Below are 26,564 nucleotides of genomic sequence, written 5' to 3'. Positions count from 1 at the left end.
ATCCACGACCAGGCGAGGAGCCCCCATGCGCGCCACCATCATCCACGGCCCCGGCGACATCCGGGTCGAAGACCGCGACTACCCCACCATCCAGCAGCCCACCGACGCCGTCGTCAAGGTCACTGCCTCCTGCGTCTGCGGGTCCGACCTCTGGCCGTACCGGGGGGTGCGGCCCACGCACGAGCCGCGTGCGATCGGCCACGAGTTCATCGGCCTGGTGGAAAGCATCGGCGACGCGGTGACCGATCTGGCCGTGGGGGACCTGGTGATCGCGCCGTTCGTGGTCAGCTGCGGCAAGTGCCCGCAGTGCCTCAACGGTGTCACGGTCGCCTGCGACCACCTGGCCGGCTGGGGCGGGAAGGACGACGCCGGGCTGGCCATCGACGGCGGCCAGGGCCAGGCGGTCCGGGTTCCGCTGGCCGACGCCACCCTCGTCAAGGTTCCGGGCGTCACCGAGCCCGACGACGCGCTGCGCGCCAGCCTGCTGACCCTCTCCGACGTGATGGCCACCGGCCACCACGCAGCCCTCGCGGCAAAAGCGGGACCCGGCCGGACCGTCGTCGTGGTGGGCGACGGCGCCGTGGGCCTGTGCGGCGTGCTGGCCGCCAAGCGGCTGGGCGCGGAACGGATCATCGCCATGTCCCGGCACGCCGACCGGCAGGCCATCGCCCGGGAGTTCGGCGCCACGGACATCGTGGCGGAGCGCGGGGACGACGGCGTCGCGAAGGTCCGCGAACTGCTCGGCGGGGTGCTGGCCGATTCCGTGCTGGAATGCGTCGGCACCAAGGAATCCATGGAGCAGGCGCTGCACAGCGTCCGCCCCGGCGGCGCCCTCGGTTTTGTCGGCGTGCCGACCGGCGGCGCCGAGATCCCGCTGCGCTACCTTTTCGACACCAACATCTCTATCGGCGGCGGGATGGCCCCGGCCCGGACCTACATCCCGGAGCTGCTCGCCGACGTGCTCGACGGCAGCATCAACCCCGGCCGGGTGTTCGACGTCGTCATGCCGCTGGAGGAGGCGCCGGAGGCCTACCGCGCGATGGACGAGAGGCGCGCTATCAAGGTCCTGCTGACGCCGTAGCCGAACGGGGCCGGGGGGTCGCGCGCGCTCTTGCACTGCCGGGACGGCAGGTCTAGCGTGATGCGCATCAGCACCCGCAACCGTCAAGGAGCCGTCATGGCCAGGTTTGTGCAGATCATTGAATTCCAGTCGTCCCGCATCGAGGAGATCGAAGCCCTCGGCCGGCCTTCCCGGACCGAAGGGGAAACCGCCCCGACCTTCCGCCGGATCCTGAACACCGCGGACCGCGACCGGCCCGGCACGTACATCACCATCGTCGAATTCGATTCCTACGAGTCGGCGATGGAGAATTCCCGGCGGCCGGAGACCTCCGAGTTCGCGGCGCGGATGGCCGCCCTGTGCGACTCCCCGCCGGTGTTCCGCAACCTGGACGTCCAGTGGGAGGACGCCGGGGACGCGACGACCGCTTAGGCGGCCGGCCCATGCGCGCCGAACCGGACGACCATAAACTCGACAACTTTGTGCTGGATCTTGGCCGGGCCGGCTCCGCCCCCCTGCGGCTGGTCGGCGGCAAGGCCCTGAACCTCGGGAAACTCATCACCGCGGGCTTTCCCGTGCCGAGCGCCTTCTGCCTCACCACCGACGCCTACCGCCTGGCGGCGCCGCCCGCGCTGGATGCCCTGGCCGCCCGGCTCGACGCAGCCGCCGACGTAGCCGCCGACGCGGCCGCCGGCGGGGCAGTCGGTCCCACGGCCGGGCCGGACCCGGCGGAGCTGGACAGGATCGCAGCCAGCGCTCGTGAGCTGATCATGTCAGCTGCTGTTCCGGCCGACGTCGACGCGGCAGTCCGGACGGCCTACGCCGCACTGGGCGCGGAGCCGGCTGTCGCGGTGCGCTCGTCGGCCACTGCCGAGGATCTTCCGTTCGCCAGCTTTGCCGGCCAGCAGGATTCATTCACCGGTGTCACCGGCGCCGACGCCGTCGTCGACGCCGTCCGGCGCTGCTGGGCTTCGCTGTGGACCGGCCGGGCCGTGGCCTACCGGTCCGCCAATGGGATCAGCCACCGCGAGGTGGGCCTCGCCGTCGTCGTCCAGATCATGGTCGACGCCGCCGCTGCAGGCGTGATGTTCACCGCCAACCCGGTGACCGGCACCCGGACCGAGACGGTGATCAACGCCAGTCCCGGGGCGGGACAGGCGGTGGTGTCCGGCGCGGTGAACCCGGACCAGTTCACCCTGGACACCGCGACGGCGGCGGTCCTGCGCCGGGTGCGCGGACATAACGATCCGGCGCTTGGGTTCAGCTTGGATGACCCGGAACTGGGCGAACTGACCAGGCTGGGCGATGCGGTCCAGCGCCTCTTTGGTGCGCCGCAGGATCTGGAGTGGGTCATTGACGCCACGGGCACCCTCTGGCTGACCCAGTCCCGGCCGATCACCACGCTGTATCCGCTGGAGGATCCGATCTCCAGGGACCCGTCCGCCCTCAACCCGGACCCCGACGGCGGAACCCGGGTTTACCTGTGCGGGACACTCCTGCAGGGGCTCACCCGTCCGATCACGCCGATCGGACTTGCCGCCCTCGGCCTGATGCGGAACCGCAAGGGACCCTGGCGCTACATCAGCCCCGGGCTGCGGATGTACGTGGACCTGACGGCGGTGGTGCACAACAAGTGGGGCCGCCGCTACCTGACCCGGATACTCCCGCTGGCGGACGGCAGGTCGGCCGCCATCTTCCCGGAACTGCTGGCCGACCCGCGGTTCGCGGCCACCGAGCAGCCGCGGAAGTCCCGGCCCAGGACGCCCCGGCCCGATCGCAGCCCGGGGACCCGGGCCACCGAAGCCAGCGCCAGCCTCGGCATGGTCCCGGGCCTGATCCCGGCGCTCATCGGCGCCGTGCTCCGGCCCGAGGCGGAACTCCGCCGGGCGGAAGCCTACGGAAAACGCCTCGCAGCGGAGCTGGTGCTGCCCGAACCCGCCACCGCGCTGCAGCGGCTCGACTACGCCGAACAGATCACGAACCGGACCATCGACGGCCTGATCCGGGCCACCCTGCCCTCCCCGTCCGTGGGCTACATCATGCTGGCGGTGGCCCGGCGGCTGCTGCGCGGCATCGCCCCGCCCCGCGAACTGGAGGCGGTGCTGCGCGGGCTGCCACACAACGTGACCACCGAAATGGACCTTGAACTCTGGCAGCTGGCCGTGGACATCGGCGCCGCTCCCGCCGCGCGGGAGGCTTTCCTGACGGAGCAGCCGGCCGGGCTGGCCGCCGCTTACCGGGCCGGTTCGCTTCCCACGCCGGCACAGGACGGAGTCCGGGATTTCCTGGCCCGGTATGGCCACCGCGCGGTGGCCGAGATCGATCTGGGCATGCCGCGCTGGTCGGAAGAACCGGACCACATCCTGGGCATGATCTCCAACTACCTGCGTGTGGAGGACCCCGAGCAGGCCCCGGACCGGCAGTTCCGCCGGGCCGCCGAGCATGCGGAGGACCGGATCCGCAGCCTGGTGGACCGGGCGGCCGTGCACGGCAAGTGGCGGGCCCGGCTGGTGGAACGGTCCCTGCGCCAGGTCCGGGAGCTGTCCGGCCTGCGCGAGCTGCCGAAGTTCCACATTGTGAAAATCCTCGGCGAAATGCACCGCCAGCTGCTGCTGGTCGGCGCGGAACTGGTGCGGACCGGCGGCTTGGCTGCGGCCGGCGACGTGTTCTTCCTGGACTTCGACGAGCTCCGGGTGGCCCTGCGGGGCGCCGGAATGCAGGATCTCGTCGCCGGGCGCCGCCGCCTGTACGACGTCGAACTGCGCCGGCGCCACATTCCCCGGCTGTTGCTCTCCGACGGGACGGACGTGGAGGCCGCTGTGATGGCGAAGAGGCCGCCCACCGGCGCCTTGTCCGGGACCCCGGCCTCGGCCGGCACCGCGACCGGGACGGTCCGGGTGATCCTGGACCCGGTGGGCGCCCGCCTCGAGCCCGGCGAGATCCTGGTGGCACCCTCGACCGACCCCGGCTGGACCCCGCTGTTCATGACGGCCGGCGCGCTGGTGATGGAGATGGGCGGCGTGATCTCGCACGGCGCCGTCGTCGCCCGCGAATACGGCATCCCGGCGGTGGTCGGCGTGCCGGATGCCACCACGCGGCTGCACACCGGCCAACGCGTCACCGTGGACGGCGCCGCCGGCACGGTCCGCGAACTGCCGGACTGACCGCAGCCGCGGCCGTGGGGGCACAGAACGGGCCGCTGCCCGGCCAGGACAGGCTGCCCTCACCGTGGTAGCACAGCCGTGCCAGTTAGAATGGGAGCATGACCCCGGCGGTCCAGCCCCCACCCCAGCAGTCCCCTGCACTTCCGTCCCGGCCGATACTTCCTGCGCATTGCCCTGCGCAGCCAGCCGGCGGGGCCTTCAGCCTGGCCCGCCGCGCGCGCGGGGTGCTGCGCCGGGTTCCGGTCTGGGCCTGGCGGGCCCTGATGCACTCATTGGCCCCTGGCGAAAAGGCCCGCTTCAACGCCCACCCCATCACCGGCGTCGACTACGTCCACGACATTGACTTCGTCGGGGACGGCATCAGGGCGCACCGCCTGGACGTGATCGCCCCCGCCGGCGCAGTGACGGTTGACGGCGTTGCCGCTGGCGACGGCACGGTTGACGGCACCGGGCCGCTCCCGGTCTACGTCTACTTCCACGGCGGGGGCTGGACCTCGGGCGATAAGGCCTCGCTGACCAAGTACTGCGCGAGCCAGGCCGAAGGCGGGATGGTGGCGGTCAACGTGAACTACCGCCGCGCGCCGCGCTTCCACATGGCCCACGTCCTCCAGGACGCCAATGCCGCGCTGGCCTGGGTCCGCGACCACATCGCCGGCTACGGCGGGGACCCTGCCCGCATTGTCCTCGGCGGCGACTCCGCCGGCGGCCAGATCGCCGCCCTCCTCGCCGCGGCCAGCTTCCGCCCGGAACTGGCCCGCCACTACGCCCTGGAACCGGCAACCCCCGCCCCGAGCCTACGGGGCCTGGTACAGCACTGCAGCGTCGTGGACTTCTCCGTGTTCTTCGAAAAGGGCTTCGTACTCAGCCTCAACTTCGTCCGGATGCTCCTGCCCCGGGCGGCGCGGGGCCCCGGCCGCCGCCGTCTCGCCGAGCTGCGCGCCGCGGCCGGCTTCCTGTCCCCGATCGAATGGCTCGATGCGCGGTTTCCGCCGGTCTTCGTGACCACCTCGGAACGGGATTTCTTCTACGCCGCGAACCTGAACTTCATCGAGCGCCTGCGCGGGCACGAAGTCCACGTGGACACCCTGATTTACGGCTGGGACGCCCCCAACACCGAACACACCTGGCAACAGGACTTCCGCTACCCGGAGTCGCAGGAGGTCTACCGCCGCCTGCACGCGTTCGTACGCAGGGTTGCCGGCGCCTGAGGTCCACACCCCGGGGCTATGTTTAGTCCATGGCGTCAACAGGCCGCAATCTTCCGGGCCCACCGGAACCGGACCCCGGGGTGTTCGGCTCGGGGCTCATCGACGAGGCCGCCCGGCTGGACGCCGCCCTGCCCGACGTCGACTGGTCCGCCCCGCCGCCGGGCTCCGTCCGCGGCGAGTTCCGGGCCCCGAGCGGTGCGCTGGCGACCCTGTCCATGGGCAAGCCGGGCCGTCCGCGGGTGCTGCTGGTCCCGGGGGTCACCGGATCCAAGGAAGACTTCTCGCTGATGCTGCCCCAGCTCGCGGCTGCCGGCTATTTTGTGCTCAGCTACGACATCGCCGGCCAGTACGAATCGGCCGCCGCCGGGCCGGAGCAGCTCGACCCGGCCCGGGAACACTACGAGTACCGGCTCTTCACCGACGACCTGATCGCCCTGCTGGAGGCCGGGCAAGGCCCCGCGCACGTCGTCGGCTACTCCTTCGCCGCGATCGTCGCGCAACTTGCCTTCGCGCAGCGGCCCGAGCTGTTCCGCAGCCTGACCTTGCTCAGCTGCCCGCCCGAACCCGGCAACAGCTTCCGGGGTGTACAACGGATCGGCCGGTTCAGCGGCCGGGCCGGCGCCGGGGTGGGTGCGGCGCTGATGGTGTGGGGCATCCGCAGCAATGTGGTCCGGGTGGCGCCGAACCGGATCCGTTTCGTGCGGTACCGATTCCGCTTTACCCGCCGGACATCCGTGCGGGACATCTTCGGGCTGATGCAGCACGCCCCGGATCTGCGCCCGGTCCTCGCCGCGGCGACGTTGCCGAAGTTTGTCGCCGTCGGCGAACACGACCTGTGGCCGCTCGCCCTGCACCGCCGCTTCGCCCAGGCGATCGGCGCGAAGATCGCGGTCTACCGGGGCGGCCACAGCCCCAGTGAAACCTCTCCACACCAGATGAGCCGGGACCTGATCGCGCTCTACGCCGACGGGACGCCGCCTGGCCGCTAGCGCCGGTGGTCGCGTTCCCACCGCTTACGGCGGCGGCGCCGGCGCAGCGGGGGCTCCGACCGGAACTCGACGGCGAACGTCGTCCACGCCATCGACAGCCGGTGCCCGGCGGCGTGCCAGCTTTCGAACGGCCTGGCCGAGACGCCCACCCGCAGCGTCGGCTCCCAGACCACGGAGACCTCGGGCGGAATCTGATAGGAAATGTCGAGGTCGTCGTGGACCGGCGGCCTACCCCGGTGGACCCGCCCCCGGATCTTCTCCCAGACGTCGGCCCGCAGCGCAAAGTTGGAGCCGAACAGCGGCGGGTGCCCCAGCAGGAGCCCAACCGCCCAGCGATAACCGGGAATCCAAACGTTTCCGCCCACCCAGCGGGCAAACCGGGTTCCGCCGTAGAAGTCCCCCGGTCCGCTCACCGCCGTCAGCGGACCGGCCCTGTCCATCAGGGCTTCGACACGTTCCAGCCAGTCCGCAGGCGGGACGGAATCGGTATCCAGACGCGCGATCACCTCCGACTTCGCCTCATCAAATCCGAGGGCGGTGGCCGCCGCGATCCCGGGCAGTTCGACAGCGATCCGCCGCACTCCCGCGGCGGCGCAGATCCCGGCAGTGTCATCCGTGCTGCCGTTGTCCACCACGATTACTTCGTCGGCGCGGCGGCTCTGCCGGGCGAGTCCCTCAAGGCACACCGCCAGCGGCCGTGCGTCGTTCCGGGTAGGAATTACCACCGAGATTGTTGACATGGTGAGCCGACTATAGCTCCCACCCGGGATTAACTCCCGCACTCAGACCCTTGCACAGCGGCCCGGCGCCCCGTACGTTGGGGACAGCGGACGAATGTCTCCGCAGCCGTTGGCCTTAAGTGGCCGCCGGAGATCAGCAGCATTTCAGAAGGATAAAGGCATGGCTACAGGCACAGTTAAATGGTTCAACGCCGAAAAGGGTTTTGGCTTCATTGCCCCGGATGACGGGTCGGCCGACGTTTTCGCCCACTACTCGGCAATCGCTTCCAGCGGCTACCGCTCGCTGGACGAGAACCAGAAGGTCGAGTTCGACGTCACCCAGGGCCCGAAGGGCCCGCAGGCCGAGAACATCCGCCCGCTCTAAGCTTTCAGGAAAGCCCGGCCTGCCGGACTACTTCTCCTATAAGACCACGCAGCCCCTCCGGAGGATTCTTCCGGAGGGGCTGCTGTGTTCCTAGCCGACGTGGACCCAAGGCCGCCGTGTGACATCGATTTCGGCCTCGCGCAGCACCTCGCGGGTGACCGGCGCAATTTCCCCTTCGCCGAACGCCAGGAAGCGCAGCAGGTTGGTGAGCGGGTTGCCCTCGGTCCAACGGAAGTAGATGTGCGGCATCAGCCCCGTCACGTCCCGGATGTGCAGCAGCACCGAGGCGATGGTGTTGGGCACGACGGGACCGTGAACTTCCAGGATCCGGTAGCCGTGCCGGATGATACCGCGGACCTCCAGTTCGGTCTCGAAGTCCGAGGAATCGTCCACGATGACCTCCAGGAACAAGGCCCGGTAGTCCAGCGGCAGGTGGCTGACCTCAACGGCCGACTCCAGCTTCTGCCGGTACGCCTCCGCGCTGAGGCGCAGCGGCTCGTGCGCGATGATCCGGAGCGGGCCTTCCAGCTCGTCGGACATGAACTCCAGCGCCTGCCGGTCCAGATGGACGTGGGTGGCGTGCAGCTCGAAGGAGCGCCGGGCACGCGAGAGCAGGGAAATCACGATGATGCCAAGGATGAAGATTGACGCGATCCGGATGCCTTCGGGCCGTTCAATGATGTTGGCCACGGTGGTGTAGATAAACACGACGGCAATGACGCCGAAGCCCGCGGTCCGCTTGCGCTGCCGCTGCCGGCGGGCCGAGAGCGTCACGGCCACGGCTGCCGACGTCATCAGCACCAGCACGCCGGTGGCGTAGGCACCGCCCTGGGCGTCGACGTCGGCGTCGAAAATCCACGTGATCAGGAACCCGATCAGGGTGAAAACCAGGACGAGGGGGCGGACGGCGCGGGCCCAGCCGGGGGCCATTCCGTAGCGGGGCAGGTAGCGCGGGACGAGGTTGAGCAGCCCGGCCATGGCGGACGCTCCGGCGAACCAGAGGATGGCGATGGTGGAGACGTCGTAGACGGTGCCGAAGCCTACGCCGAGCTGTTCGTGGGCCAGGAACGCCAGGGCGCGGCCGTTGGCCTGGCCGCCTGGCTGGAATTCTTGCTCCGGGATCAGCACCACGGTGGTGAAGCTGCTGATGATCAGGAAGGTGCTCATGATCAGCGCGGCCGTCGTCAGCAGCTTGCGGGCGCCCTGGATCCGGCCCTCCGGGTTCTCCTCGGTGTCCTCCGGGTGGCCCTTGATCTGCGGCATCACCGCGACCCCGGTCTCGAACCCGGACAGGCCCAGGGCCAGCTTGGGGAAGACCAGCAGCGCGAACCCAACTGCCAGCAACGGATTCCCGTGGGAGGATGAGATCGCCTGCCACCAGTTGCCGACCGCCAGCGGATGGGTCAGAACCTCCCCCAGCGATACCGCAACCACCACCACGTTCAGACCCAGGTAAACGCCCACAATCACGACCGCGACGCCGATTGCCTCCTTGAAGCCGCGGAGGAACACCGCGGCGAGCAGGGCCAGCAGGATCAACGTGATGGCCACGTTTTGGCCGTGCAGCCAGGCCGGGCTGATCGGGTTCTCGACCAGGTGGGCTGTCGCGTCAGCTGCGGAGAGCGTCATGGTAATCATGAAGTCCGTAGCGGCGAAGCCTAACAGCACCAGCACAAAGAGCTTCCCGCCCCAGCGCGGCATCAGCCGTTCCAGCATGGCGATGGAGCCTTCGCCGCGGTGGCTCTCGCCGGCGACGCGGCGGTAGACCGGCAGCGCGCCAAGCAAGGTGATTGCCACCAGGACGAGGGTCGCGAGCGGCGAAATCACCCCGGCGGCGAGCGCGGCGATGGCCGGCTGGTAACCCAGGGTGGAGAAGTAGTCCACGCCGGTCAGGCACATGACCTGCCACCACGTGTGCTTCTTCTCGTGGGTGGTGGGCATGCCGCCCGGGCCCTGGTGCGCGCCCTTGCTGTCCTGCAGCCCCACCAGCAGCCAGGTTCGCAGCGTGGTGAGGCGGCCCGGTTTCGGCGCCGACGGGTCCGCCGGCGGCCTGCTCAGGGTCGTCATATTGTGCCTTTCTCGCGGCACGCTCCGGCGCACCGCAGTGCGATTACAGCCGAAGCTAGCACTGGCGGGGCATGATCCCGACGGATACCCGTTGATCTTGACGAATCCTTGACGCCAGCCCCCGGCCAGTGCGGCGTGCAGGCCGTGTCAAGAATTCATCAAGATCCGGGCCGCAGGCATTAAGGATGCGTAAGTCTCTGTGCTTTCCACACTTTCGGGGTTTTGACTGGGCTTAGTCCCGCAAACGGGACGCGGATGAAAGGAAACTGCAATGGCCGATGCGGCTGTGATCGGAATCCTCATGGTTTCCATGGGATTCGTGATGTGGGTGGGCCACCGCCTGGCCTGGATGCTTGGGGGAACCAACGACCGCCCGGAGAGTGGACAGTGAACGCCGACACCGTCATGTGGATCGCTCTCTTCCTCGCCGGGGTGGGCCTGCTCGGCTACCTCTTGGCAGTCCTGATTAATCCGGAAAAGTGGTGAACGGCAGATGACGTTCAACACCGCATCGTTTGTCCTCCAGGTCGCCGCGCTGGTCGTTATCCTCGCCGTCCTGCACAAGCCCCTCGGGCTGTATCTCGCGCACGTTTTTGAGGGTAAGAAATCGTCGCCGCCGGAGCGTCTGTTCTACCGGCTTGCCGGAGTCGACGCCGGCACCGAGCAGACTTGGACGGTCTACCTCCGCAGCGTGCTGGCCTTCTCCGCCGTCTCCATCCTGATGGTCTTCGGCCTGCAGCGGTTGCAGGGCGTCCTGCCCGGCACCGGCCCGTTGGAAGGCATTGACCCGTGGGTGGCGATGAACACCGCCGTCTCCTTTGTGACTAACACGAACTGGCAGACCTACGTGCCGGAAACCACGGTCGGCATCTTCGTACAGATGACCCTACTGGCGGTACAGAACTTCCTCTCCGCCGCCGTCGGGATCGTTGTTGCCGTCGCCCTCATCCGTGGGATCGCGCGCACGAAGACGGGACGGCTCGGTAATTTCTGGGTCGACCTGGCCCGCACCTCTTTCCGGGTGCTGTTGCCGCTGGCCTTCGTGGGCGCTGTGGTTCTGGTCCTCGGCGGTGTGGTGCAGAACTTCTGGTCCACGGACGTGGTCAACCAGGCCGCCGGCATTTCCCAAACTATTCCCGGCGGACCCGTGGCCTCCCAAGAGGCCATCAAAGAACTCGGGACCAACGGCGGCGGCTACTTCAACACCAACTCCGCCCATCCGTTCGAGAACCCCAATGCCTTCATCAGCCTCTTCGAGGTCTTCCTAATCCTGCTCATCCCCTCGGCGCTGCCCTACACCTTCGGCCGCATGGTGGGCGACCAGAGGCAGGGGTACACGGTGGTCGCCGTCATGGGCTCGCTGTGGCTGGCATCGGTTGCGCTGATGGGCTGGGCCGTGGCTACCGGGCAGGGAACCGCGACGGCGGCCGCCGGCGGACTTGGAGATGGATTCGAGCAACGGTTCGGTGCGGCTCCCAGCGCGATCTTCGCCGCGTCCACCACCCTGACCTCCACCGGCGCGGTCAACGTCGCCCACGATTCCCTGCCGCCGCTGGCCGGCGGCGTCGCCATGGTGAACATGATGCTCGGTGAGGTCGCCCCTGGCGGCACCGGTTCCGGGCTCTACGGCATGCTGATTTTGTCCATCATTTCCGTCTTCATCGCCGGTCTCATGGTGGGACGCACGCCGGAATACCTGGGCAAGAAGATCGGTCCGACGGAGATGAAGCTGGCCGCCCTCTACATCCTGGTCACCCCCACCTTGGTCCTCGCCCTGGCCGGTATCACCGTCCTGCTGCCGGACGCCGTGGCGAACGCCCCGGCCACCGGGCCGCACCAGTTCAGCGAAGTGCTCTACGCCTTCACCTCAGGGGCCAACAACAACGGCTCCGCGTTCGGCGGCATCACCAGCTCCGGGCCCTTCCTCTCGGTCATGATGGGCCTGGCGATGCTGCTGGGCCGGTTCCTCCCTATTGTCTTGGTGCTCGCCCTCGCCGGCTCCCTCGCCCGTCAGGGCAAAGTTCCCGCCTCCGCCGGTACCGTCCCCACCCACGGCCCGCTGTTCGGCGGCCTGCTGCTCGGCGTGACAGTGATCCTGACCGCCCTGAGCTACTTCCCGGCCCTTGCCCTGGGCCCCCTCGCAGAAGGACTCCTCAAATGACCCCGTCCCAGACGGACATCGCCGCCCAGACCTACGCCGACGGCAACCCCCTCGGCACCCCCGGCGAACACAAACACCACACCAAGGCCCCGGCCAAACTGACCCTCACGTCCGTCGCCGCAGCCCTGCCCCTCGCGTTCCGGAAACTCTCCCCGCGCCAGATGATTCACTCCCCTGTCATGTTCACCGTGCTCGTCGGAGCTGCGTTATGCACCGTGATATCCGCCTTCAGGCCATCGGTGTTCGGCATCGCAGTCACCGCCTGGCTCTGGCTCACCGTCCTTTTCGGCACCCTGTCCGAATCAATCGCCGAGGGCCGTGGCAAAGCCCAGGCCGACAGCCTCCGCGCCAGCCGCCAAGGCGTCCAGGCCCGACTCCGGCAGCCCGACGGCACCACCAAGGACGTCCCCGGAACGGAGCTGCGGCTGAATGACGTCGTCATCTGCGAAGCCGGAGACGTCATCCCCTCCGACGGCGAAATCATCGAAGGCCTGGCAAGCGTCGACGAATCGACCATCACCGGCGAGTCAGCACCGGTCATCCGCGAATCCGGCGGCGACCGGTCTTCCGTCACCGGCGGCACGAAGGTCCTCTCGGACCGGATCGTCGTGCGCATCACCGCCGAGCCCGGACAGACGTTCATCGACCGCATGATCAAGCTCGTCGAGGGCGCCGTACGGCAGAAGACACCCAACGAAATCGCCCTCCACGTGCTCCTGGTGTCCCTGACCATCGTGTTCCTGGCCGTCACCATGTCCCTGGCCCCGTTCGCCGCCCTGGCCGGAGCCACCCCGTCCCCGATCGTGCTGGTCGCACTGCTGGTCTGCCTGATCCCCACCACCATCGGGGCGCTGGTTCCGGCCATCGGCATCGCCGGCATGGACCGCCTGGTCCAGCACAACGTGCTCGCCACCTCCGGCCGCGCCGTGGAAACCGCCGGGGACATCACCACCCTGCTGCTGGACAAGACCGGCACCATCACCTACGGCAACCGCCGCGCCGTCAACTTCTACCCCGCCAACCACGTGGAGCGGGCCCGGCTGATCGAGGCCGCCCGGGTCTGCAGCCTGGCCGACGAAACCCCCGAGGGACGCTCCATCGTGGACCTCGCCGCGGACAAGGGCGTGACCGGATCCGATCTGGCCACCCTCGAACGCAATTCCGGCCTTTTTGCCGTGGTCCCCTTCAGCGCCACCACGCGCATGAGCGGACTGGACCTGAACGGCCGGCAAATCCGCAAAGGCGCCGCCTCCACTGTGGCGGCCTTCATTGCCGAATACGGCGGGCACACGCCGGCGGAGGTCGACCACCGGGTCAACGAAGTCTCAGCCCAGGGCGGCACCCCACTTCTCGTCGCCGAGGTCGGCACGGACGGCAGCGCCGAGGTCCTGGGAACCATCCACCTCGCCGACGTCGTCAAACCCGGCATGCACGCCCGCTTCGCCGAACTGCGGCAAATGGGCATCCGCACCGTGATGATCACGGGCGACAACCCCATCACCGCCAAAGCCATCGCCGCCGAAGCCGGCGTCGATGATTTCCTCGCCGAAGCCACTCCGGAGGACAAACTGGCAGTCATCAAGAAGGAGCAGGCTGCCGGCCGGCTGGTGGCGATGACCGGGGACGGCACCAACGACGCCCCGGCCCTGGCCGCGGCCGACGTCGGCGTCGCCATGAACTCCGGAACCCCGGCCGCAAAGGATGCCGCGAACATGGTGGACCTGGACTCCGATCCCACCAAACTCATCAATATCGTCGGCATCGGCAAACAACTGCTCATCACCCGGGGGGCGCTGACCACCTTCTCGGTAGCCAACGACGTCGCCAAGTACTTCGCGATCGTCCCGGCCCTTTTCACCGCCGCGTTCCCCGGGCTAGGACTGCTGAACATCATGGGACTGGCCACCCCGTCTTCGGCCATCCTGTCCGCGGTGATCTTCAACGCCCTGATCATCATCGCGCTGGTCCCGCTCGCACTCCGCGGCGTGAAATACCGCGCTGTGTCCGCCAACCAGGCCCTGTCCCGGAACCTGCTGGTCTACGGGCTCGGCGGGCTGATTGCCCCCTTCATCGGCATCAAAATCATCGACCTGATCATCTCCCTCATCCCCGGCATCGGCTAGGAGCACGCCCCCATGAACACACTTACCGGCTACCTCCGCCAGGCAGGAACTGCCCTGCGCTTCCTCGTCCTCGCCACCCTGGTCCTCGGCGTGGCCTACCCCTTGGCCGTCTTCGGCATCGGACAGCTCGTCGCCCCCTACCAGGCCAACGGCTCCATCATCAAAGACGGGACCGGCGCCCCCGCCGCATCAGCCCTGATCGCACAGGCCGCCGCCGACAAAGACGGCGTCCAGGACCCGCGCTGGTTCCATGCCCGCCCCTCAGCCGTGAACTGGGCCCCTGCGGCGTCCTCTGCCAGCAACCTCGGCCCCAATGATCCCAAGCTCCTGGCAGCCGTTGAGGCCAACCGGGCCGCCGTCGCCACCGCCGAAGGCACCACCGAATCCGCGGTCCCGGCCGACGCCGTCACGGCCAGCGGATCCGGGCTGGACCCGCACATCTCCCCCGAGTACGCCAGGCTGCAGGTCGGACGGGTGGCGGCGGCACATGGCCTTGGCGCCGACGCCGTGGCGTTGCTCGTGGAGCAGCACACCAGCAGCGGAATACTCGCATTCTTAGGTCAGCCCTCGGTCAATGTGACAGCCCTGAACCTGGCAGTTTCTGCCGCCTCCGCGACGTCGCAGCCGGCACAATCCAAGTGAGAGAATGACGGCATGGCACGTGGAACGCTGCGAATATTCCTGGGGGCAGCGCCTGGGGTCGGCAAGACCTACGAGATGCTCGAAGAAGCGCACCGGCTCAGCAAGCGCGGAGCGGACGTCGTCGTCGCGTTTGCCATGGACCACGGACGAAGCGAAACCCGCGCACTGCTGCAGGGCCTAGAGGTTATTCCGCCCAGGCGGCTGCCCTACCGGGGTACGGAATTTGAGGAAATGGACCTTGATGCCGTCCTGGCCCGGGCACCCGGCACAGCGGTTGTGGACGAGTACGCCCACTCCAACGTCCCCGGCAGCCGCAACCCCAAACGCTGGCAGGACGTCGACGAGCTGCTGGACGCGGGAATCGATGTCCTATCCACCGTCAACATCCAGCACCTGGCGTCACTCGGGGACGTCGTCAGCGCCATTACCGACGTGCGGCAGGCAGAGACGGTGCCGGATGAGGTCGTCCGCCGTGCCGACCAGATCGATCTGGTCGATATTTCCCCCGAGTTGCTCCGGCAGCGCCTGGGCGACGGCAAGATCTACGCCGCGGACAAGATCGATGCGGCCTTGGCGAACTATTTCCGCCTCGGCAATCTCGCTGCCCTTCGCGAATTGGCGCTACTGTGGCTGGCCGACCGCGTCGATGAAGGCCTCGCCAAGTACCGGGCGGAACAGGGCATCGAAGCCAGCTGGCCCGCCCGTGAACGCATCGTCGTCGGCCTCACGGGCGGCCCCGAAGGGGATGTCCTCATCCGCCGCGGCGCCAGAATCCTCAACCGCGTCAACGGTGGCGACCTGCTGGCGGTGCACGTCCGGGCCGCCGACGGCGTGGCGGGCGAGTCCCCACAGGCACTGGAAGCGCAGCGCCGCCTGATCCTGGACCTTGGAGGCAGCTACCACGTCGTCACCGGCGAGGATCCCGCAGGGGCACTGCTGGACTTCGCCCGCAGCGTCAACGCCACCCAGATCGTCGTCGGCATTTCGCGCCGGACAAAACTGCGCGGCCTACTGAACGACCTGCTCGGCGGGGGCGTCGGCACCCGGGTGGTCCGCGACTCCGGCGACATCGACGTCCACATGGTTTCCCACCCCCTCGGCGGCCGCGGTGCAGGCCCGCGCCGACAACGGGACCTCGGACGCATCCGAGTCACCGCCGGCTTCGTGCTGGCCGTCGTACTTCCAGTGCTGCTGCAGATGCTGCTCTCCTTGAACCCTGACCGGAATGTCGCTACCGCAGCACTGGTCCAACTCGCCGGATCCATCGCGGTGGCCCTCGTCGGAGGCCTCTGGCCGGCCATCCTCGCCGCCCTCTGGAGCAGCCTCCTGGTGAACTACTTCTCAACCCCGCCGGTAGGGAACCTCACCATCAGCGATCCGCAGAACATCCTCGCCCTGCTGGTGTTTGTGGGCGTTTCGGCAGCCGTCGCCGTCGTCGTGGATCTGTCAGCCCGGCGCTCCAAGGAGGCCGCCCGGGCCCGTGCGGAAGCCACCACCCTCAGCGACCTGGCCCGCAGTGCAGCCGGCTCGGACGATACGCTCCATGCCCTCCTTGAGCAGGCCCTGGGTGTCTTCCAGGTCCGGGGGGCCGCCATCTTCAACCGGGTGGATTCCGCGGGGGACGGCCGGGCGACCGCTGCCGAGACCCGGCAATGGAGAGTGGTTGCCGCAGCAGGCGATCTTGCCGCCGGCGAGACCGAGCGGGGCGGCGCCGAGGGCGAAAATATCGAGGAGATCGACGCGTCCACCCGCCTCGTGCTGTTCGGCCGGATCCTGCCCGCCAGCGACCGGCGTCTCTTAGGAGCCTTCGGAGTCCATTTGGAGGCACTTCTGGAGCGTCAGCAACTCCTGGCCAGCCGACGGCAAATGCTGCGCCTCGCCGAAAGCAACACGATTCGCACGTCCATTCTTCGTGCCGTATCCCACGACCTCCGCACGCCCTTGGCCGGCATCAAACTCGCCGTCGGCGGCCTGCGCCATGACGGCGACCGGTACACCCGGGTCGAGCGAGAGGAACTGCTGGCCACCATCGAGGAATGCTCCGACCGGCTGGACGCCCTCGTAGGCAACCTGCTGGACATGTCCCGGATCAGCGCCGACGCGGCCCATCCCCTGCTCCGCCCGGTGCGCTGGTACGAGGTGATTCCCGAGGCCCTGCGCGCAGTGCCGGAAGGACGCGTCCGGGTGGAATTGCCCGCGAACATGCCGGAAGTCGATGCGGACCCGGGGATGCTGGAGCGTGTCATTGCGAACATCGTCGAGAACGCAGTGAAGTACGCCCCCGATTCGGACATCGTCCTGGTGGGGGCGGGAGGCGGTCTTAGTCCGGCGACCCTGGAAGGCCGCCCTGCCGGGGAACTGCGCATCATTGATCATGGCCGGGGAATCCCGGCAGAAAAGGTCGTGGAAATGTTCCGGCCGTTCCAGCGGCTGGACGACACCCCGCAGACTACCGGCATCGGCCTCGGCCTGGCGGTGGCGAAGGGCTTCACGGACGCCATGGGCGGAACCCTGACCGCCGAGGCGACGCCGGGCGGCGGCCTGACCATGGTCATCCGGCTTCCGCTCTCCACCGGCGCGCCGTTCGAGGGCCGTCACCAGCAAGCACCCTTGGAACCGCAGTCGGCCGTTCACCGCCGGAGCCATTCGCTCCCGGTCGCTGCGTCCGGGCCGGACGCCGGATGACCGCCGTCCTGGTGGTCGACGACGACCCGCATCTGCTCAGGGCCTTGCGGATCACTCTGCAGGCGCACGGCTATGAGGTGACTACGGCGGGGGACGGCCACTCGGCACTTCTGGCGGCCACCCAGCACCCGCTGGCGCTTGTTATCCTGGACCTTGGGCTGCCCGATATGGACGGAACTTCGGTGATCCGCGAACTGCGCAGCTGGAGCCAGGTGCCAGTTCTGGTGCTGTCGGCCCGCCACGGTTCCGAGGACAAAGTTGAGGCGCTCGACGCCGGCGCGGACGACTACATCACCAAGCCGTTCGGGCTGGACGAACTGCTGGCCCGGTTGCGCGCGCTGCTGCGGCGCAGCGCCGATCCGGAGCACGAACCAGTGGTCACAACCGGCGCCTTCACCGTGGACCTCGGCAAGCGCCGGGTCACGCGCGACGGCGAGGACGTCAGGCTGACGCCGACGGAATGGAACATCCTGGCGGTGCTGGTCCGGAACCCGGAAAAGCTCATCACCCAGCAACAGCTGCTCTCCGAGGTGTGGGGCCCGGCCTATGCCAAAGAAACCAACTATCTCCGCGTGTACATGGCGCAGCTGCGCCGCAAGCTGGAGCCGGACACCGGCAATCCCCGGCACCTGCTCACGGAGGCCGGGATCGGCTACCGCTTCATGCCCTGAAGCGGCGGGCCGGGCCGGTAAGATTCCGGGCATGGACGAGAAGGAGATCCTGCACCGGTACCTGCGCCTGCGCCGCGCTGAACTGCTGGCCAAGCTGGACGGACTGGATGAATACGACGTCCGCCGGCCGCTGACAGCCACTGGGACCAACCTGCTGGGTCTGGTCAAGCACGTGGCCAGCGTCGAGATCGGCTACTTCGGCGAGGTGTTCGGGCGCCCGCACGGCCAGTCCCTGCCCTGGCTGGAGGACGGCGCCGAACCGGATGCGGACCTGTGGGCAGCCCCGGAGGAGAGCCGGGGCCAGATTGTGGAACTGCACCGCGCGGCCGCCGCCCACAGTGATGCCACCATTGAGGCCCTCCCGCTGGACGCCGCGGGCGAGGTCCCCTGGTGGTCCGCCGACCGCCGGCACGTCACGCTGCACCAGATCCTCGTCCACATGTGCGTCGAAACGGCGCAGCACCTGGGCCACGCGGACATCCTGCGTGAACTCATCGACGGGACGGCGGGCAAAGGCCCCGGCGACCCGAACCTGACACCGCGCAGCGACGCGGACTGGGCCGCGCACCGGGCCAGGATTGAGACGGCCGCCCGGGCGGCGGCCGGGGAGGCCGCCCCGGTTTCACCCCGGGAGTTGCCGCAATAGATACTGGGGCAATGAACATTCACAGCGCTCTCCACCGCGAGAACGCACAGCCGCCGCGGCTGCCCGAGGTGCCCGCCCAGCTGCGTGCCGTGCTCAACGGCATCCCGGCGATGGTGGGCTACTGGGACTCCGGGCTGCGCAACCGGCTGGCCAACGACGCCTACCGTGACTGGTTTGGCGTCACGCCGGAGGAGCTGCACGGCATCCACATCCGGGACCTGCTCAGCGACGCCGTGTACGAGGCCAACCACCCCTACATCACCAAGGTGCTCGAGGGCGAGCCGCAACTTTTCAAGCGCACGCTCACAGACGCCGCCGGCGCGACACGTTTCGCCGAGGTCTCCTACATGCCCGACCTGCGTGACGGCGGAGACGCGGCGGACGGCGCGGACAGCCGGGTGCAGGGGTTCTTCGTGATGGTCACGGACATCACCGAGCGGGTGCTGGCCGAGCGCCGCCAGCGGCGCGACACGGACCGGTACCGGGCGCTGGCCCGCAGCGTCCCCGGCGTCTTTGTGCTGCTTTTCGATTCGGAGCTGCGCTACCTGATCGCCGAAGGCCAGGAGCTGGAGTCCTTTGGCTACCACTCCGCCGAGCTGGAGGGCCGCCGCATCCATGAGGTGCTCGACGGCGCCCTGGCCAGCGAGCTGGAGCCCCGCTACCGCGCCGCCCTGTCCGGCCAGGAGGTTTCGTGGACCCGGCGGATCGGGCCCCGGACCTACCGGCTGAAGGCCGGCCCCGTGCACTCCGCCGACGACGCCACCACCGGTATGGTGGTGGCCGTGGACGTCACCGACCGGCTCCAGCAGGAACAGACGTGGGCCGCGCTGCATGAGATCGCCACCGCAGTGGCCCGAAACGCCGCGCCGGCGGCCATCTCGGAGCAGGTCGCCTTTATTGTCCGGGACCTTTTCCATGTGGATTCGGCCGCCGTCGTCCGCTTCACCGGCGCGTTGTCAGCGGAAATCGTAGCGATGGCCCCGGCGCTGCCGCCCACGCTGAACCGCACCCATGTTTTCTCGCTCACGGACACCTCGGCCACCGTTCGCGTCGCGGCCACCGGCAAGCCCGCCCTGGTAATCTACGGCCCGGAAGGCGGCCCGGCCGCGGAGCAGATGCGCGCCGGCGGCTTCCAGTCCGCTGCTGGCGCCCCCATCAGGGTCCACGGCAGCCTCTGGGGTGTGGTCAGCCTGACCTCGAAGTCCAGCACCGGCGTCACCGAGGACATGCTGGAGCGGCTCGCCCAGTTCGCCGAACTGGTCGAGATCGCCATCGGCAACACGGAGGCCCGCGCCAGCCTGGAGCTGCAGGCCACCACGGACCAGCTCAGCGGCCTGCCCAACCGGCGCGTCCTTGAGCAGCACCTCTCGCACGAGATCGAGCTGGCGGCATCCCGCGGCACCTGCCTGAGCGCGGTCGTGATCGACATCGACCACTTCAAGAGGGTCAACGACACCTTCGGTCACCTGATGGGGGACATGGTGCTCGCCGACGTCGCGACCCGGCTCCGCGGCGTCGCCCGCCAAGACGAGATTGTCGCCCGCTTCGGCGGGGAGGAGTTCGTCTGGCTGCTGCCGGGGACGGACGGGCCGGAGGCGCTGGTGGCGGCGGAACGGGCCCGCATGGCCATCGAGGCGGAGCCGTTCGGCGAGGTCGGCACCATCACGGTCTCCGCCGGCGTCTGCGAGCTGCGGGACGCCGGCAGCCACAACCTGCTGGCCTGCGCGGACCGGGCGTTGTATGCGGCCAAGCACGCCGGCCGCAACCGCAGCGAGCGCTACGGCGCCGCCGGCTGAACCCGGCCTAGACGAAGGCGGACTTCCCGGTCACGGCCCTGGCCACGATCAGGGAGTTGATCTCGTAGCTGCCCTCATACGTGTAGAGGATCTCGGCGTCGCCGAAGAGCTTGCCCATCTCGTAGTCGCTGCTGATCCCGTTGCCGCCCATCAGCGAGCGCCCCATCGCGACGGAGGCCCGGGCCAGCCGGGTGGTGGTGGACTTCGCCATGGCGGCCTGCACCATCTCCAGCTTGCCCTCCTGCTGAATCCGCGCCAGCTGGGCCATCAGTGCCAGCGACACGCTGGCGTTGCCCAGAATCTCGGCCAGCTGCTGCTGGACAAGCTGGAAGCGGGCCAACTCCTTGCCGAACTGCTTGCGTTCCAGCGAGTATGCCCGGGCGACGTCGAACGCGGCCAGCTGGATGCCCGCAGCCTGCCAGCCCACCCAGGCCCGCGAGTCCCGCAGCAGTTCGTTGGCCCGCGAGAAGTCCGTGGCACCGGGCAGCAGGTTGGATTCCGGGATGCGGACCTCGTCCAGGACGATGTCCGCGTTCTGCATGATCCGCAGACCGATCTTGTTCGTGATCTTGGTGGCGGCGTAGCCGGGCCGGTCCGTCTCCACGATGAAGCCCTTGATCTGTTGGTCCGCAACGTCGCGGGCCCAGACCAGGGCGAAGTCGGCGATGGTGCCGGCGCCGATCCAGCGCTTGGCTCCGTTGATCACCCATTCGCCGTTGTCCAGCCGTGCCGTGGTGGACAGTCCCCCGGCAATGTCCGAGCCGTGGTCCGGTTCGGTCAGGGCGAACGCGCCGAGCTGGGTGAAGGCGGTGAGCCCGGGGAGCCAGCGGGCCTTCTGTTCCTCCGAGCCGAGCTCGTCGATCATGCCGACGATCAGCTCGTTGTGGATCCCCACCAGCGCCGAGAGCGAGACGTCGGCGCGCGCCACCTCAACATACATCAGCCCCTTGAAGAGCTTGGAGCTGCCGTCCGTCTGCAGGCCGCCGAGGCCGTGCTTGCCCAGCTCGGCGAGCAGGCCGAAGGGGAACTCCTCGCGGTTCCAGTAGTCGATTGACGCGGCGCGGATCCGGGCCTGCAGGAACTCCCGGATCTCCTGGTAGCGCTCCCGTTCGTCCGTGGGCAGCAGGTCCACGATGTACATCAGGTCCGCGTCCGGGAACGGCGGAGTTACCGTGGCCTGGGCCGAACTTTCCGCGGCGCCGCCGCGGCTCGCCGTTGCCTGGACGGCAGTCTGTCCGCCGGCACTTCCTTGTGACTGCACGGGCACGTATCCCTTCGTAATGTGCCGCGCACCGGCAGCAACATCGGCTCTTCCAAACCCTTGGATGTCCTAGTATATTGCACAGTGATGTGGATCACTAGGCCAGCGGCGGCCGGCACCGGCCCGCTGGCTGAGACCGGCTGCGAAAGGTGCACCATGACCGTCACTGAGGAATTCCGCGCTGCGAGGGACAGGCTGCTGGCCCTCCGCCAGGACTACACCGCCGCCCGGCAGGAATTCGAATGGCCGCGCTTCCAGGAGTTCAACTTCGCCCTCGACTGGTTCGACCAGATCGCGGCGGATCCCGCCAAGGCGGACCGCCCGGCCCTGGTCATCGTGGAGCAGGACGGTACCGCCACGCGGCGCAGCTTCGCGGACCTCTCGGCGCGCTCCGCACAGGTGGCCAACTGGCTCCGGGCCCAGGGGGTGCGGCGCGGGGACCGCATGATCATCATGCTGGGCAACCAGGTGGAGTTGTGGGAACTGATGCTGGCCGGCATCAAGCTCGGCATCGTGATGATCCCCACCACCACCCTGATGGGGCCGGCAGACCTGCAGGACCGGGTGGAGCGCGGCGGGGCCAACTGGGCCGCCGTCGGAAGCGCCAACATCGATAAGTTCGACGGCGTTCCGGGCGTGTACACCCTGATCGAAATCGGCAACGGCGCCGGCACCACCACTACAATCGGCGCCGGCACCACCGCCGCCGCGCTGCAGTACAGCGAAGCCGAGGGCGCGTCGGAAGACTTCACCCCCGACGCGCCGACGCTCGCGGACGAGACACTGCTGCTCTACTTCACCTCCGGCACCACGTCCAAGGCCAAGCTCGTGGAGCACACGCACACCTCCTACCCGGTGGGCCACCTGTCCACCATGTTCTGGATCGGGATGGAGCCGGGCGACGTGCACCTCAACGTCGCCTCCCCCGGTTGGGCCAAGCACGCTTGGTCCAACGTCTTCACGCCCTGGATCGCCGAAGCCTGCGTCTTCATCTACAACTACGAGCGCTTCGACGCGAAGGCGCTGATGGAGCAGATGGACCGCGAGCGGGTGACGAGTTTCTGCGCCCCGCCGACGGTCTGGCGGATGCTGATCCAGGCCGACCTGACCCTGCTCAAGAACCCGCCCACTAAGGTGGTATCCGCCGGCGAGCCGCTCAACGCCGAGGTGATCGACCAGGTCCAGCGCGCCTGGGGCCAGACCATCCGGGACGGCTTCGGCCAGACCGAATCCACCGTGCAAATCGCCAACACCCCGGGCCAGCCGATCAAGATCGGCGCGATGGGCAAGCCCCTGCCCGGCTACGACGTCGTCCTCGTGGATCCGGCCACCGGCGAGGAGGCCGACGACGGCGAGCTGTGCCTGCGCCTGGACCCGCGGCCCGTCGGGCTGATGAAGGCCTACTACGGGGACCCGGAGAAGACCGCCGAAGCCTTCCGCGACGGCTACTACCACACCGGGGACATGGCGAGCCGGGACGAACGCGGCATCATCACCTACGTGGGCCGGGGCGACGACGTCTTCAAGTCCTCCGACTACCGGCTCTCCCCGTTCGAGCTGGAGAGTGTGCTGATCGAGCATCCGGCGGTGGCGGAGGCCGCCGTCGTCCCCTCCCCCGACGCGCTCAAGCTGTCCGTGCCCAAAGCCTTTGTGGTCCTGGCGGCGGGCCACGAACCCGGCCCGGAGCTGGCCGAGGACATCCTGCGGTACTGCCGCGAGCACCTGGCTCCGTTCAAGCGGATCCGCCGGCTGGAGTTTGCCGAGCTGCCCAAGACCATCTCGGGCAAGATCCGGCGGGTGGAACTGCGGCACAGCGAGGAGCTGCGGCACGGCGCCGACGGCGTTCCGGAGGGCCTCGGCACGGAGTACTCGGAGGCGGACTTCCCCGGGTTGAAGGGCCAGGCCTAGCCATGGGCGCCCCGCTTCCGCGAGACCCGATCGCCGACGCCCAGCGGAACTGGGAACGGCACGGCTGGGCCGACGTCGCCGCCCCGATGGCGGCGATCACGGCCATCATGCGGACCCAGCAGATCCTGCTGGCCCGGATCGAAACCGCGCTCAAGCCGTTCGGGCTGACGTTCGCGCGCTACGAACTGCTGGCCCTGCTCAGCTTCGCGCGCAGCGGGGCGCTGCCCATGAACAAGGCGAGCGCCCTGCTCCAGGTCCACCCCACCTCGGTGACCAACGCCGTCGACCGGTTGCAGGAGGCCGGGCTGGTGCTCCGCTCCCCGCACCCCACCGACGGGCGGACCACACTGATCGAGCTCACCTCGGAGGGGCGCACGCTCGCCAAGCGGGCGACGGCGGTACTCAACTCGGAGGTCTTCGGCCAGTCCGGTTTCGAGGAGCAGGACGTGGACCAGCTGCTCCGCATCCTGGGCAACTTCCGGCGCAATGCCGGGGACTTCAGCGGCTGAGCCGTACACTTCGTTTGCGGGGCCGTCAGCCGGACGGCCCGGAGCTGAGGAGAGCGCAATGATTCCGGAGATCAACATCTGGGCCGTCCTGCTGGCCACGCTGTCCAGCATGGTGGTCGGGTCCGTCTGGTACACGCCCAAAGTGTTCGGCAACTACTGGATGCGCATCGCCAAGGTCACCCCCAGCGGGGACGCCAGGGACGCGGTCAAGCCCATTCTCATCACGCTGCTCGTCAGCTTCGTCAGCGCCTGGGTGCTCGCCGGCTCCGCCGCCATCTCACAGCACTTCTACGGCGGCAACTTCCTCGCCAACACGCTGGTCACCGCCCTGATCCTGTGGGCCGGGTTCACGGCGGCCCGCTTCATCACGCACGACGCCTTCGAGGGCCGCCCCGCGGGCCTGACCGTGCTGAACTGCGCCCACGAACTCGTCACCCTGATGGTGATGGCGCTGATTATCGGCCTGTTCGGGATCAGCGCCGCGTAGCCTTTCAGCGGCGTGCCCGCACTGGCGCAACCGCTGACGGCCTCCGGTCACAAAGCCGGAGCGAGGTCCGCGGCTGGAGGGCATCCCTGGCGCCGTTGGTTTACAACGGACGCGGCAATATTCCGCGTCCCGATTCAACGGCCAAGCGAGCCAGCGTTCCGGGCGCCGGCGTTGAGTCCCGGGACCGGAGCCAGGAGTCCAGCTCCTCGGCAGGAACCGGCCGGGACATAAAGTAGCCTTGGGCAAGGTCGCAGCCGTAGTCACTGAGTGCCCGGTAAGCCTCCTCGTCTTCCACACCCTCTGCGGTCATTTCAAATCCCAGGCTGTGGGCCAAATCGATGGTTGAGACCACCAAAGCAGTGGCGCGGGCGTCATCCATCATGGTGAGAACGAAGGACTTGTCGAGCTTGAGCTCGTCGATGGGGAGCTCGCGCAGGTAGGACAGGGAGCTGTACCCTTTCCCGAAGTCATCCACCGCGATCCTGACCCCCATCTCCCGGAGGGCTGCCAGTACAGCACAAGCCCGATCGCGGTCGGCCACGAGGACGTCCTCGGTGATTTCCACGACCAACACCGAAGGAGACAATCCACGGGCCGCGGTCATGGCCGCGACCTGGTCCGGCAAACGCGAGTCCATAATCGACCTCGCGGACAGATTAACGGCGACAGAAATCAGGCATCCGCGCGACACCCAGAGGGCCGCCTGGTCCAAGGCCTTGACCAGCACCACGCCCGTAAGGGCCGGCATGAGCCCCACCTCCTCGAACCGTTTGAGGAAGGAATCGGGCTGTAACAGCCCTAGACTCGGATGGTCCCACCGGACCAACGCTTCTACTCCCCGGACCTCCCCTGTCCCCAACTCGAGCTTCGGCTGAAAATGCAGAACCAGCTGATCTTCATTGAGGGCTTCATTCAAGGCCTGGACGCTGTGAAAGTGAATGTCACCGGATACGCCCACCGTCTCCACATAGAGAGCATGGCCGCTGCGGCTGGATTTGGCCGAGTACATGGCCATATCCGCTTTGCGCAGCAACAAACTCAGGTCCCGGCCCTGCTCCGGAAAGCACGAGATACCGATGCTGGCGTTGACCTGCACCGTGACCCCGCCAAGATCATATGTATCCCCCAGAGCCTCCCTAAGCTTCAGGGCCGCAGCTTCCGCGTCCTTCGGCGAACAGTCAGCGACATGGACCACAAACTCGTCCCCGCCCATCCGGGTCAATAGGTCGACGTCCCGGAGCTGTCCTGCCAACCGGGCGGAGACCTGCCGAAGGAGCTCGTCCCCCACATCGTGGCCCAACCCGTCGTTGATCTCCTTGAACTTATCCAAGTCCAGCAACAAGACGGCGCTGGGCCGGCGCGCGTCGGCCAGCCTCAACGGCACGTCCGCATACAGGGCGCGCCTGTTCGGAAGACCGGTCAGTTCATCAGTCCTGGCCTGCATGTTGGCATCAGCCAACCGAATCCTTTGCCGGAACACCAGCGGCAGGGCCGCCAACGCCAACGTGAGGCCCGCCAACACCACCGCCAACAGCATGACACGCTGTTGCGTGGCCAGGATCAGGACACCAAGTCCGGCAACGGTGGCCAAGGCCGGGACGGCCTGGACCGGGATATCAGGACCCCTCGCCGGGGCGGGCCGCCCGGAACCTTCCTGAACTACCGCCCAACAACCGATCAAGGCAGTCCCAAGTGCCCACGCCGCATCCAGCGGGGTGCCCACAATGTATAGATCGTGAAGTTCCAGCAGGGCATAGGCGATGTCGGCTCCGGCATACGTCAGCAGTCCCGCCACCAAGAGAACCCACCCTCGACCCAGCCCGCCACCAGGGGTGGCTGCGATTCCCATGACCGCGGCCACAAGCAACAAATCAAGGAGGGGGTAGGCTCCCCCGAGAGCCGCCGCCACCGAATGCGGCCCGTCGAAGGCAGACCCAAGGACCGGCCCCATAACCACGGTCAGAGCCGCGGCCGCCCCCAGGCCTCCCACAACGCTGTCCAGTACAACCGGCCAGGTCATGTCCCGCAGCCGTCCGCGGACAATCATCAGTAACGCGGCGAGCATCAGAGCGTAGAAACCGAT

The 26,564-nt window shown here is 68.3% G+C and carries 21 protein-coding genes; 17 read left to right on the top strand and 4 right to left on the bottom strand.

The genetic code is table 11. From position 1 onward, the window contains the following. Positions 1 to 25: 25 nt before the first annotated feature. The 5 genes from AC1MBE_RS11430 to AC1MBE_RS11410 all read left to right on the top strand — a co-directional run bounded on the left by AC1MBE_RS11430 (position 26) and on the right by AC1MBE_RS11410 (position 6,421). Entirely contained in the window at positions 26 to 1,081 is a 1,056-nt protein-coding gene (locus AC1MBE_RS11430) for a zinc-dependent alcohol dehydrogenase family protein (RefSeq protein ID WP_479778324.1), read from the top strand. 96 nt (positions 1,082 to 1,177) lie between these two features. Next, positions 1,178 to 1,492 (top strand): hypothetical protein, encoded by a 315-nt coding sequence (locus AC1MBE_RS11425; RefSeq protein ID WP_479778322.1) that lies wholly within the window; start codon positions 1,178 to 1,180, stop codon positions 1,490 to 1,492. Between the two features lie 11 nt (positions 1,493 to 1,503). After that, positions 1,504 to 4,224 (top strand): PEP/pyruvate-binding domain-containing protein, encoded by a 2,721-nt coding sequence (locus AC1MBE_RS11420; protein WP_479778320.1) that lies wholly within the window; start codon positions 1,504 to 1,506, stop codon positions 4,222 to 4,224. 98 nt (positions 4,225 to 4,322) lie between these two features. Then, positions 4,323 to 5,432, top strand: coding sequence for an alpha/beta hydrolase (locus AC1MBE_RS11415; protein ID WP_479778318.1), 1,110 nt, complete (start codon positions 4,323 to 4,325; stop codon positions 5,430 to 5,432). A gap of 29 nt (positions 5,433 to 5,461) precedes the next feature. Then, complete coding sequence (locus tag AC1MBE_RS11410) at positions 5,462 to 6,421, top strand: alpha/beta fold hydrolase (RefSeq protein WP_479778316.1); 960 nt, start codon at positions 5,462 to 5,464, stop codon at positions 6,419 to 6,421. On the opposite strand, the gene AC1MBE_RS11405 is transcribed toward AC1MBE_RS11410, so the two are convergent. Further along, on the bottom strand, positions 6,418 to 7,161 hold the full coding sequence (locus AC1MBE_RS11405; protein ID WP_479778314.1) for a glycosyltransferase family 2 protein: 744 nt from the start codon (positions 7,159 to 7,161) through the stop codon (positions 6,418 to 6,420). The two genes, AC1MBE_RS11410 and AC1MBE_RS11405, sit on opposite strands and share 4 nt — an antisense overlap. Positions 7,162 to 7,321: 160 nt before the next feature. Between AC1MBE_RS11405 and AC1MBE_RS11400 the strand changes: the two genes are divergently transcribed. Continuing rightward, the gene (locus AC1MBE_RS11400; RefSeq protein ID WP_013599688.1) at positions 7,322 to 7,525 is read left to right on the top strand and encodes a cold-shock protein; all 204 of its coding nucleotides are present in this window, start codon (positions 7,322 to 7,324) and stop codon (positions 7,523 to 7,525) included. A gap of 90 nt (positions 7,526 to 7,615) precedes the next feature. Here the strand turns inward: AC1MBE_RS11400 and AC1MBE_RS11395 are convergent, their stop codons facing one another. Then, entirely contained in the window at positions 7,616 to 9,592 is a 1,977-nt protein-coding gene (locus tag AC1MBE_RS11395; protein ID WP_479778311.1) for an APC family permease, read from the bottom strand. A 387-nt stretch (positions 9,593 to 9,979) separates the two neighbouring features. Between AC1MBE_RS11395 and AC1MBE_RS11390 the strand changes: the two genes are divergently transcribed. From AC1MBE_RS11390 to AC1MBE_RS11355, 8 genes are read left to right on the top strand one after another with little or no spacing between them, the layout of a single operon-like run. Continuing rightward, positions 9,980 to 10,078, top strand: a complete 99-nt coding sequence (locus AC1MBE_RS11390) for a potassium-transporting ATPase subunit F (protein WP_479778309.1) — start codon at positions 9,980 to 9,982, stop codon at positions 10,076 to 10,078. 7 nt (positions 10,079 to 10,085) lie between these two features. Beyond that, positions 10,086 to 11,753, top strand: coding sequence for a potassium-transporting ATPase subunit KdpA (gene kdpA, locus AC1MBE_RS11385; protein ID WP_479778307.1), 1,668 nt, complete (start codon positions 10,086 to 10,088; stop codon positions 11,751 to 11,753). Beyond that, positions 11,750 to 13,876 carry a potassium-transporting ATPase subunit KdpB gene (gene kdpB / locus AC1MBE_RS11380; RefSeq protein WP_479778305.1) on the top strand — a complete coding sequence of 709 codons (2,127 nt, stop codon included), beginning with the start codon at positions 11,750 to 11,752 and terminating at the stop codon, positions 13,874 to 13,876. Before kdpA ends, kdpB begins: the two co-directional genes overlap by 4 nt. Before the next feature lie 12 nt (positions 13,877 to 13,888). Further along, positions 13,889 to 14,518, top strand: coding sequence for a potassium-transporting ATPase subunit KdpC (gene kdpC, locus AC1MBE_RS11375; RefSeq protein ID WP_479778303.1), 630 nt, complete (start codon positions 13,889 to 13,891; stop codon positions 14,516 to 14,518). Between the two features lie 12 nt (positions 14,519 to 14,530). Further along, complete coding sequence (locus AC1MBE_RS11370) at positions 14,531 to 17,203, top strand: DUF4118 domain-containing protein (RefSeq protein WP_479778301.1); 2,673 nt, start codon at positions 14,531 to 14,533, stop codon at positions 17,201 to 17,203. Beyond that, on the top strand, positions 17,200 to 17,874 hold the full coding sequence (locus AC1MBE_RS11365) for a response regulator (RefSeq protein ID WP_479778299.1): 675 nt from the start codon (positions 17,200 to 17,202) through the stop codon (positions 17,872 to 17,874). Before AC1MBE_RS11370 ends, AC1MBE_RS11365 begins: the two co-directional genes overlap by 4 nt. A gap of 31 nt (positions 17,875 to 17,905) precedes the next feature. Beyond that, positions 17,906 to 18,520: a DinB family protein gene (locus AC1MBE_RS11360; protein ID WP_479778297.1), complete on the top strand. Its 615-nt coding sequence runs from the start codon at positions 17,906 to 17,908 to the stop codon at positions 18,518 to 18,520. Positions 18,521 to 18,531: 11 nt separating this feature from the next. Further along, positions 18,532 to 20,316 carry a sensor domain-containing diguanylate cyclase gene (locus AC1MBE_RS11355; RefSeq protein ID WP_479778295.1) on the top strand — a complete coding sequence of 595 codons (1,785 nt, stop codon included), beginning with the start codon at positions 18,532 to 18,534 and terminating at the stop codon, positions 20,314 to 20,316. 7 nt (positions 20,317 to 20,323) lie between these two features. On the opposite strand, the gene AC1MBE_RS11350 is transcribed toward AC1MBE_RS11355, so the two are convergent. Continuing rightward, positions 20,324 to 21,457: an acyl-CoA dehydrogenase family protein gene (locus tag AC1MBE_RS11350; protein WP_479782583.1), complete on the bottom strand. Its 1,134-nt coding sequence runs from the start codon at positions 21,455 to 21,457 to the stop codon at positions 20,324 to 20,326. Between the two features lie 276 nt (positions 21,458 to 21,733). Between AC1MBE_RS11350 and AC1MBE_RS11345 the strand changes: the two genes are divergently transcribed. Genes AC1MBE_RS11345 through AC1MBE_RS11335 form a run of 3 tightly spaced genes read left to right on the top strand, consistent with a single transcriptional unit; the run spans position 21,734 to position 24,481 of the window. Then, positions 21,734 to 23,485 (top strand): AMP-binding protein, encoded by a 1,752-nt coding sequence (locus AC1MBE_RS11345; RefSeq protein ID WP_479778293.1) that lies wholly within the window; start codon positions 21,734 to 21,736, stop codon positions 23,483 to 23,485. A 2-nt stretch (positions 23,486 to 23,487) separates the two neighbouring features. After that, positions 23,488 to 23,994 (top strand): MarR family winged helix-turn-helix transcriptional regulator, encoded by a 507-nt coding sequence (locus AC1MBE_RS11340; protein ID WP_479778291.1) that lies wholly within the window; start codon positions 23,488 to 23,490, stop codon positions 23,992 to 23,994. Between the two features lie 58 nt (positions 23,995 to 24,052). Continuing rightward, complete coding sequence (locus AC1MBE_RS11335; protein ID WP_479778290.1) at positions 24,053 to 24,481, top strand: DUF1761 domain-containing protein; 429 nt, start codon at positions 24,053 to 24,055, stop codon at positions 24,479 to 24,481. Positions 24,482 to 24,581: 100 nt separating this feature from the next. Here AC1MBE_RS11335 and AC1MBE_RS11330 read toward each other — a convergent pair whose 3' ends face one another. After that, positions 24,582 to 26,546, bottom strand: a complete 1,965-nt coding sequence (locus AC1MBE_RS11330) for a putative bifunctional diguanylate cyclase/phosphodiesterase (protein ID WP_479778288.1) — start codon at positions 26,544 to 26,546, stop codon at positions 24,582 to 24,584. Positions 26,547 to 26,564 lie beyond the last annotated feature (18 nt).

This window comes from Arthrobacter sp. BG5 (assembly GCF_056680155.1).
The sequence above is the reverse complement of the archived record's forward strand: the minus strand, read 5'-3'. Positions and strand labels throughout refer to the sequence as shown.

Coding starts and splice junctions, on each gene's coding strand:
- AC1MBE_RS11430 (WP_479778324.1), top strand. CDS start 26: ATGCGCGCCACCATCATCCACGGCCCCGGCGACATCCGGGTCGAAGAC.
- AC1MBE_RS11425 (WP_479778322.1), top strand. CDS start 1,178: ATGGCCAGGTTTGTGCAGATCATTGAATTCCAGTCGTCCCGCATCGAG.
- AC1MBE_RS11420 (WP_479778320.1), top strand. CDS start 1,504: ATGCGCGCCGAACCGGACGACCATAAACTCGACAACTTTGTGCTGGAT.
- AC1MBE_RS11415 (WP_479778318.1), top strand. CDS start 4,323: ATGACCCCGGCGGTCCAGCCCCCACCCCAGCAGTCCCCTGCACTTCCG.
- AC1MBE_RS11410 (WP_479778316.1), top strand. CDS start 5,462: ATGGCGTCAACAGGCCGCAATCTTCCGGGCCCACCGGAACCGGACCCC.
- AC1MBE_RS11405 (WP_479778314.1), bottom strand. CDS start 7,161: ATGTCAACAATCTCGGTGGTAATTCCTACCCGGAACGACGCACGGCCG.
- AC1MBE_RS11400 (WP_013599688.1), top strand. CDS start 7,322: ATGGCTACAGGCACAGTTAAATGGTTCAACGCCGAAAAGGGTTTTGGC.
- AC1MBE_RS11395 (WP_479778311.1), bottom strand. CDS start 9,592: ATGACGACCCTGAGCAGGCCGCCGGCGGACCCGTCGGCGCCGAAACCG.
- kdpA (WP_479778307.1), top strand. CDS start 10,086: ATGACGTTCAACACCGCATCGTTTGTCCTCCAGGTCGCCGCGCTGGTC.
- kdpB (WP_479778305.1), top strand. CDS start 11,750: ATGACCCCGTCCCAGACGGACATCGCCGCCCAGACCTACGCCGACGGC.
- kdpC (WP_479778303.1), top strand. CDS start 13,889: ATGAACACACTTACCGGCTACCTCCGCCAGGCAGGAACTGCCCTGCGC.
- AC1MBE_RS11370 (WP_479778301.1), top strand. CDS start 14,531: ATGGCACGTGGAACGCTGCGAATATTCCTGGGGGCAGCGCCTGGGGTC.
- AC1MBE_RS11365 (WP_479778299.1), top strand. CDS start 17,200: ATGACCGCCGTCCTGGTGGTCGACGACGACCCGCATCTGCTCAGGGCC.
- AC1MBE_RS11360 (WP_479778297.1), top strand. CDS start 17,906: ATGGACGAGAAGGAGATCCTGCACCGGTACCTGCGCCTGCGCCGCGCT.
- AC1MBE_RS11355 (WP_479778295.1), top strand. CDS start 18,532: ATGAACATTCACAGCGCTCTCCACCGCGAGAACGCACAGCCGCCGCGG.
- AC1MBE_RS11350 (WP_479782583.1), bottom strand. CDS start 21,457: ATGTACATCGTGGACCTGCTGCCCACGGACGAACGGGAGCGCTACCAG.
- AC1MBE_RS11345 (WP_479778293.1), top strand. CDS start 21,734: ATGACCGTCACTGAGGAATTCCGCGCTGCGAGGGACAGGCTGCTGGCC.
- AC1MBE_RS11340 (WP_479778291.1), top strand. CDS start 23,488: ATGGGCGCCCCGCTTCCGCGAGACCCGATCGCCGACGCCCAGCGGAAC.
- AC1MBE_RS11335 (WP_479778290.1), top strand. CDS start 24,053: ATGATTCCGGAGATCAACATCTGGGCCGTCCTGCTGGCCACGCTGTCC.
- AC1MBE_RS11330 (WP_479778288.1), bottom strand. CDS start 26,546: ATGCTCGCCGCGTTACTGATGATTGTCCGCGGACGGCTGCGGGACATG.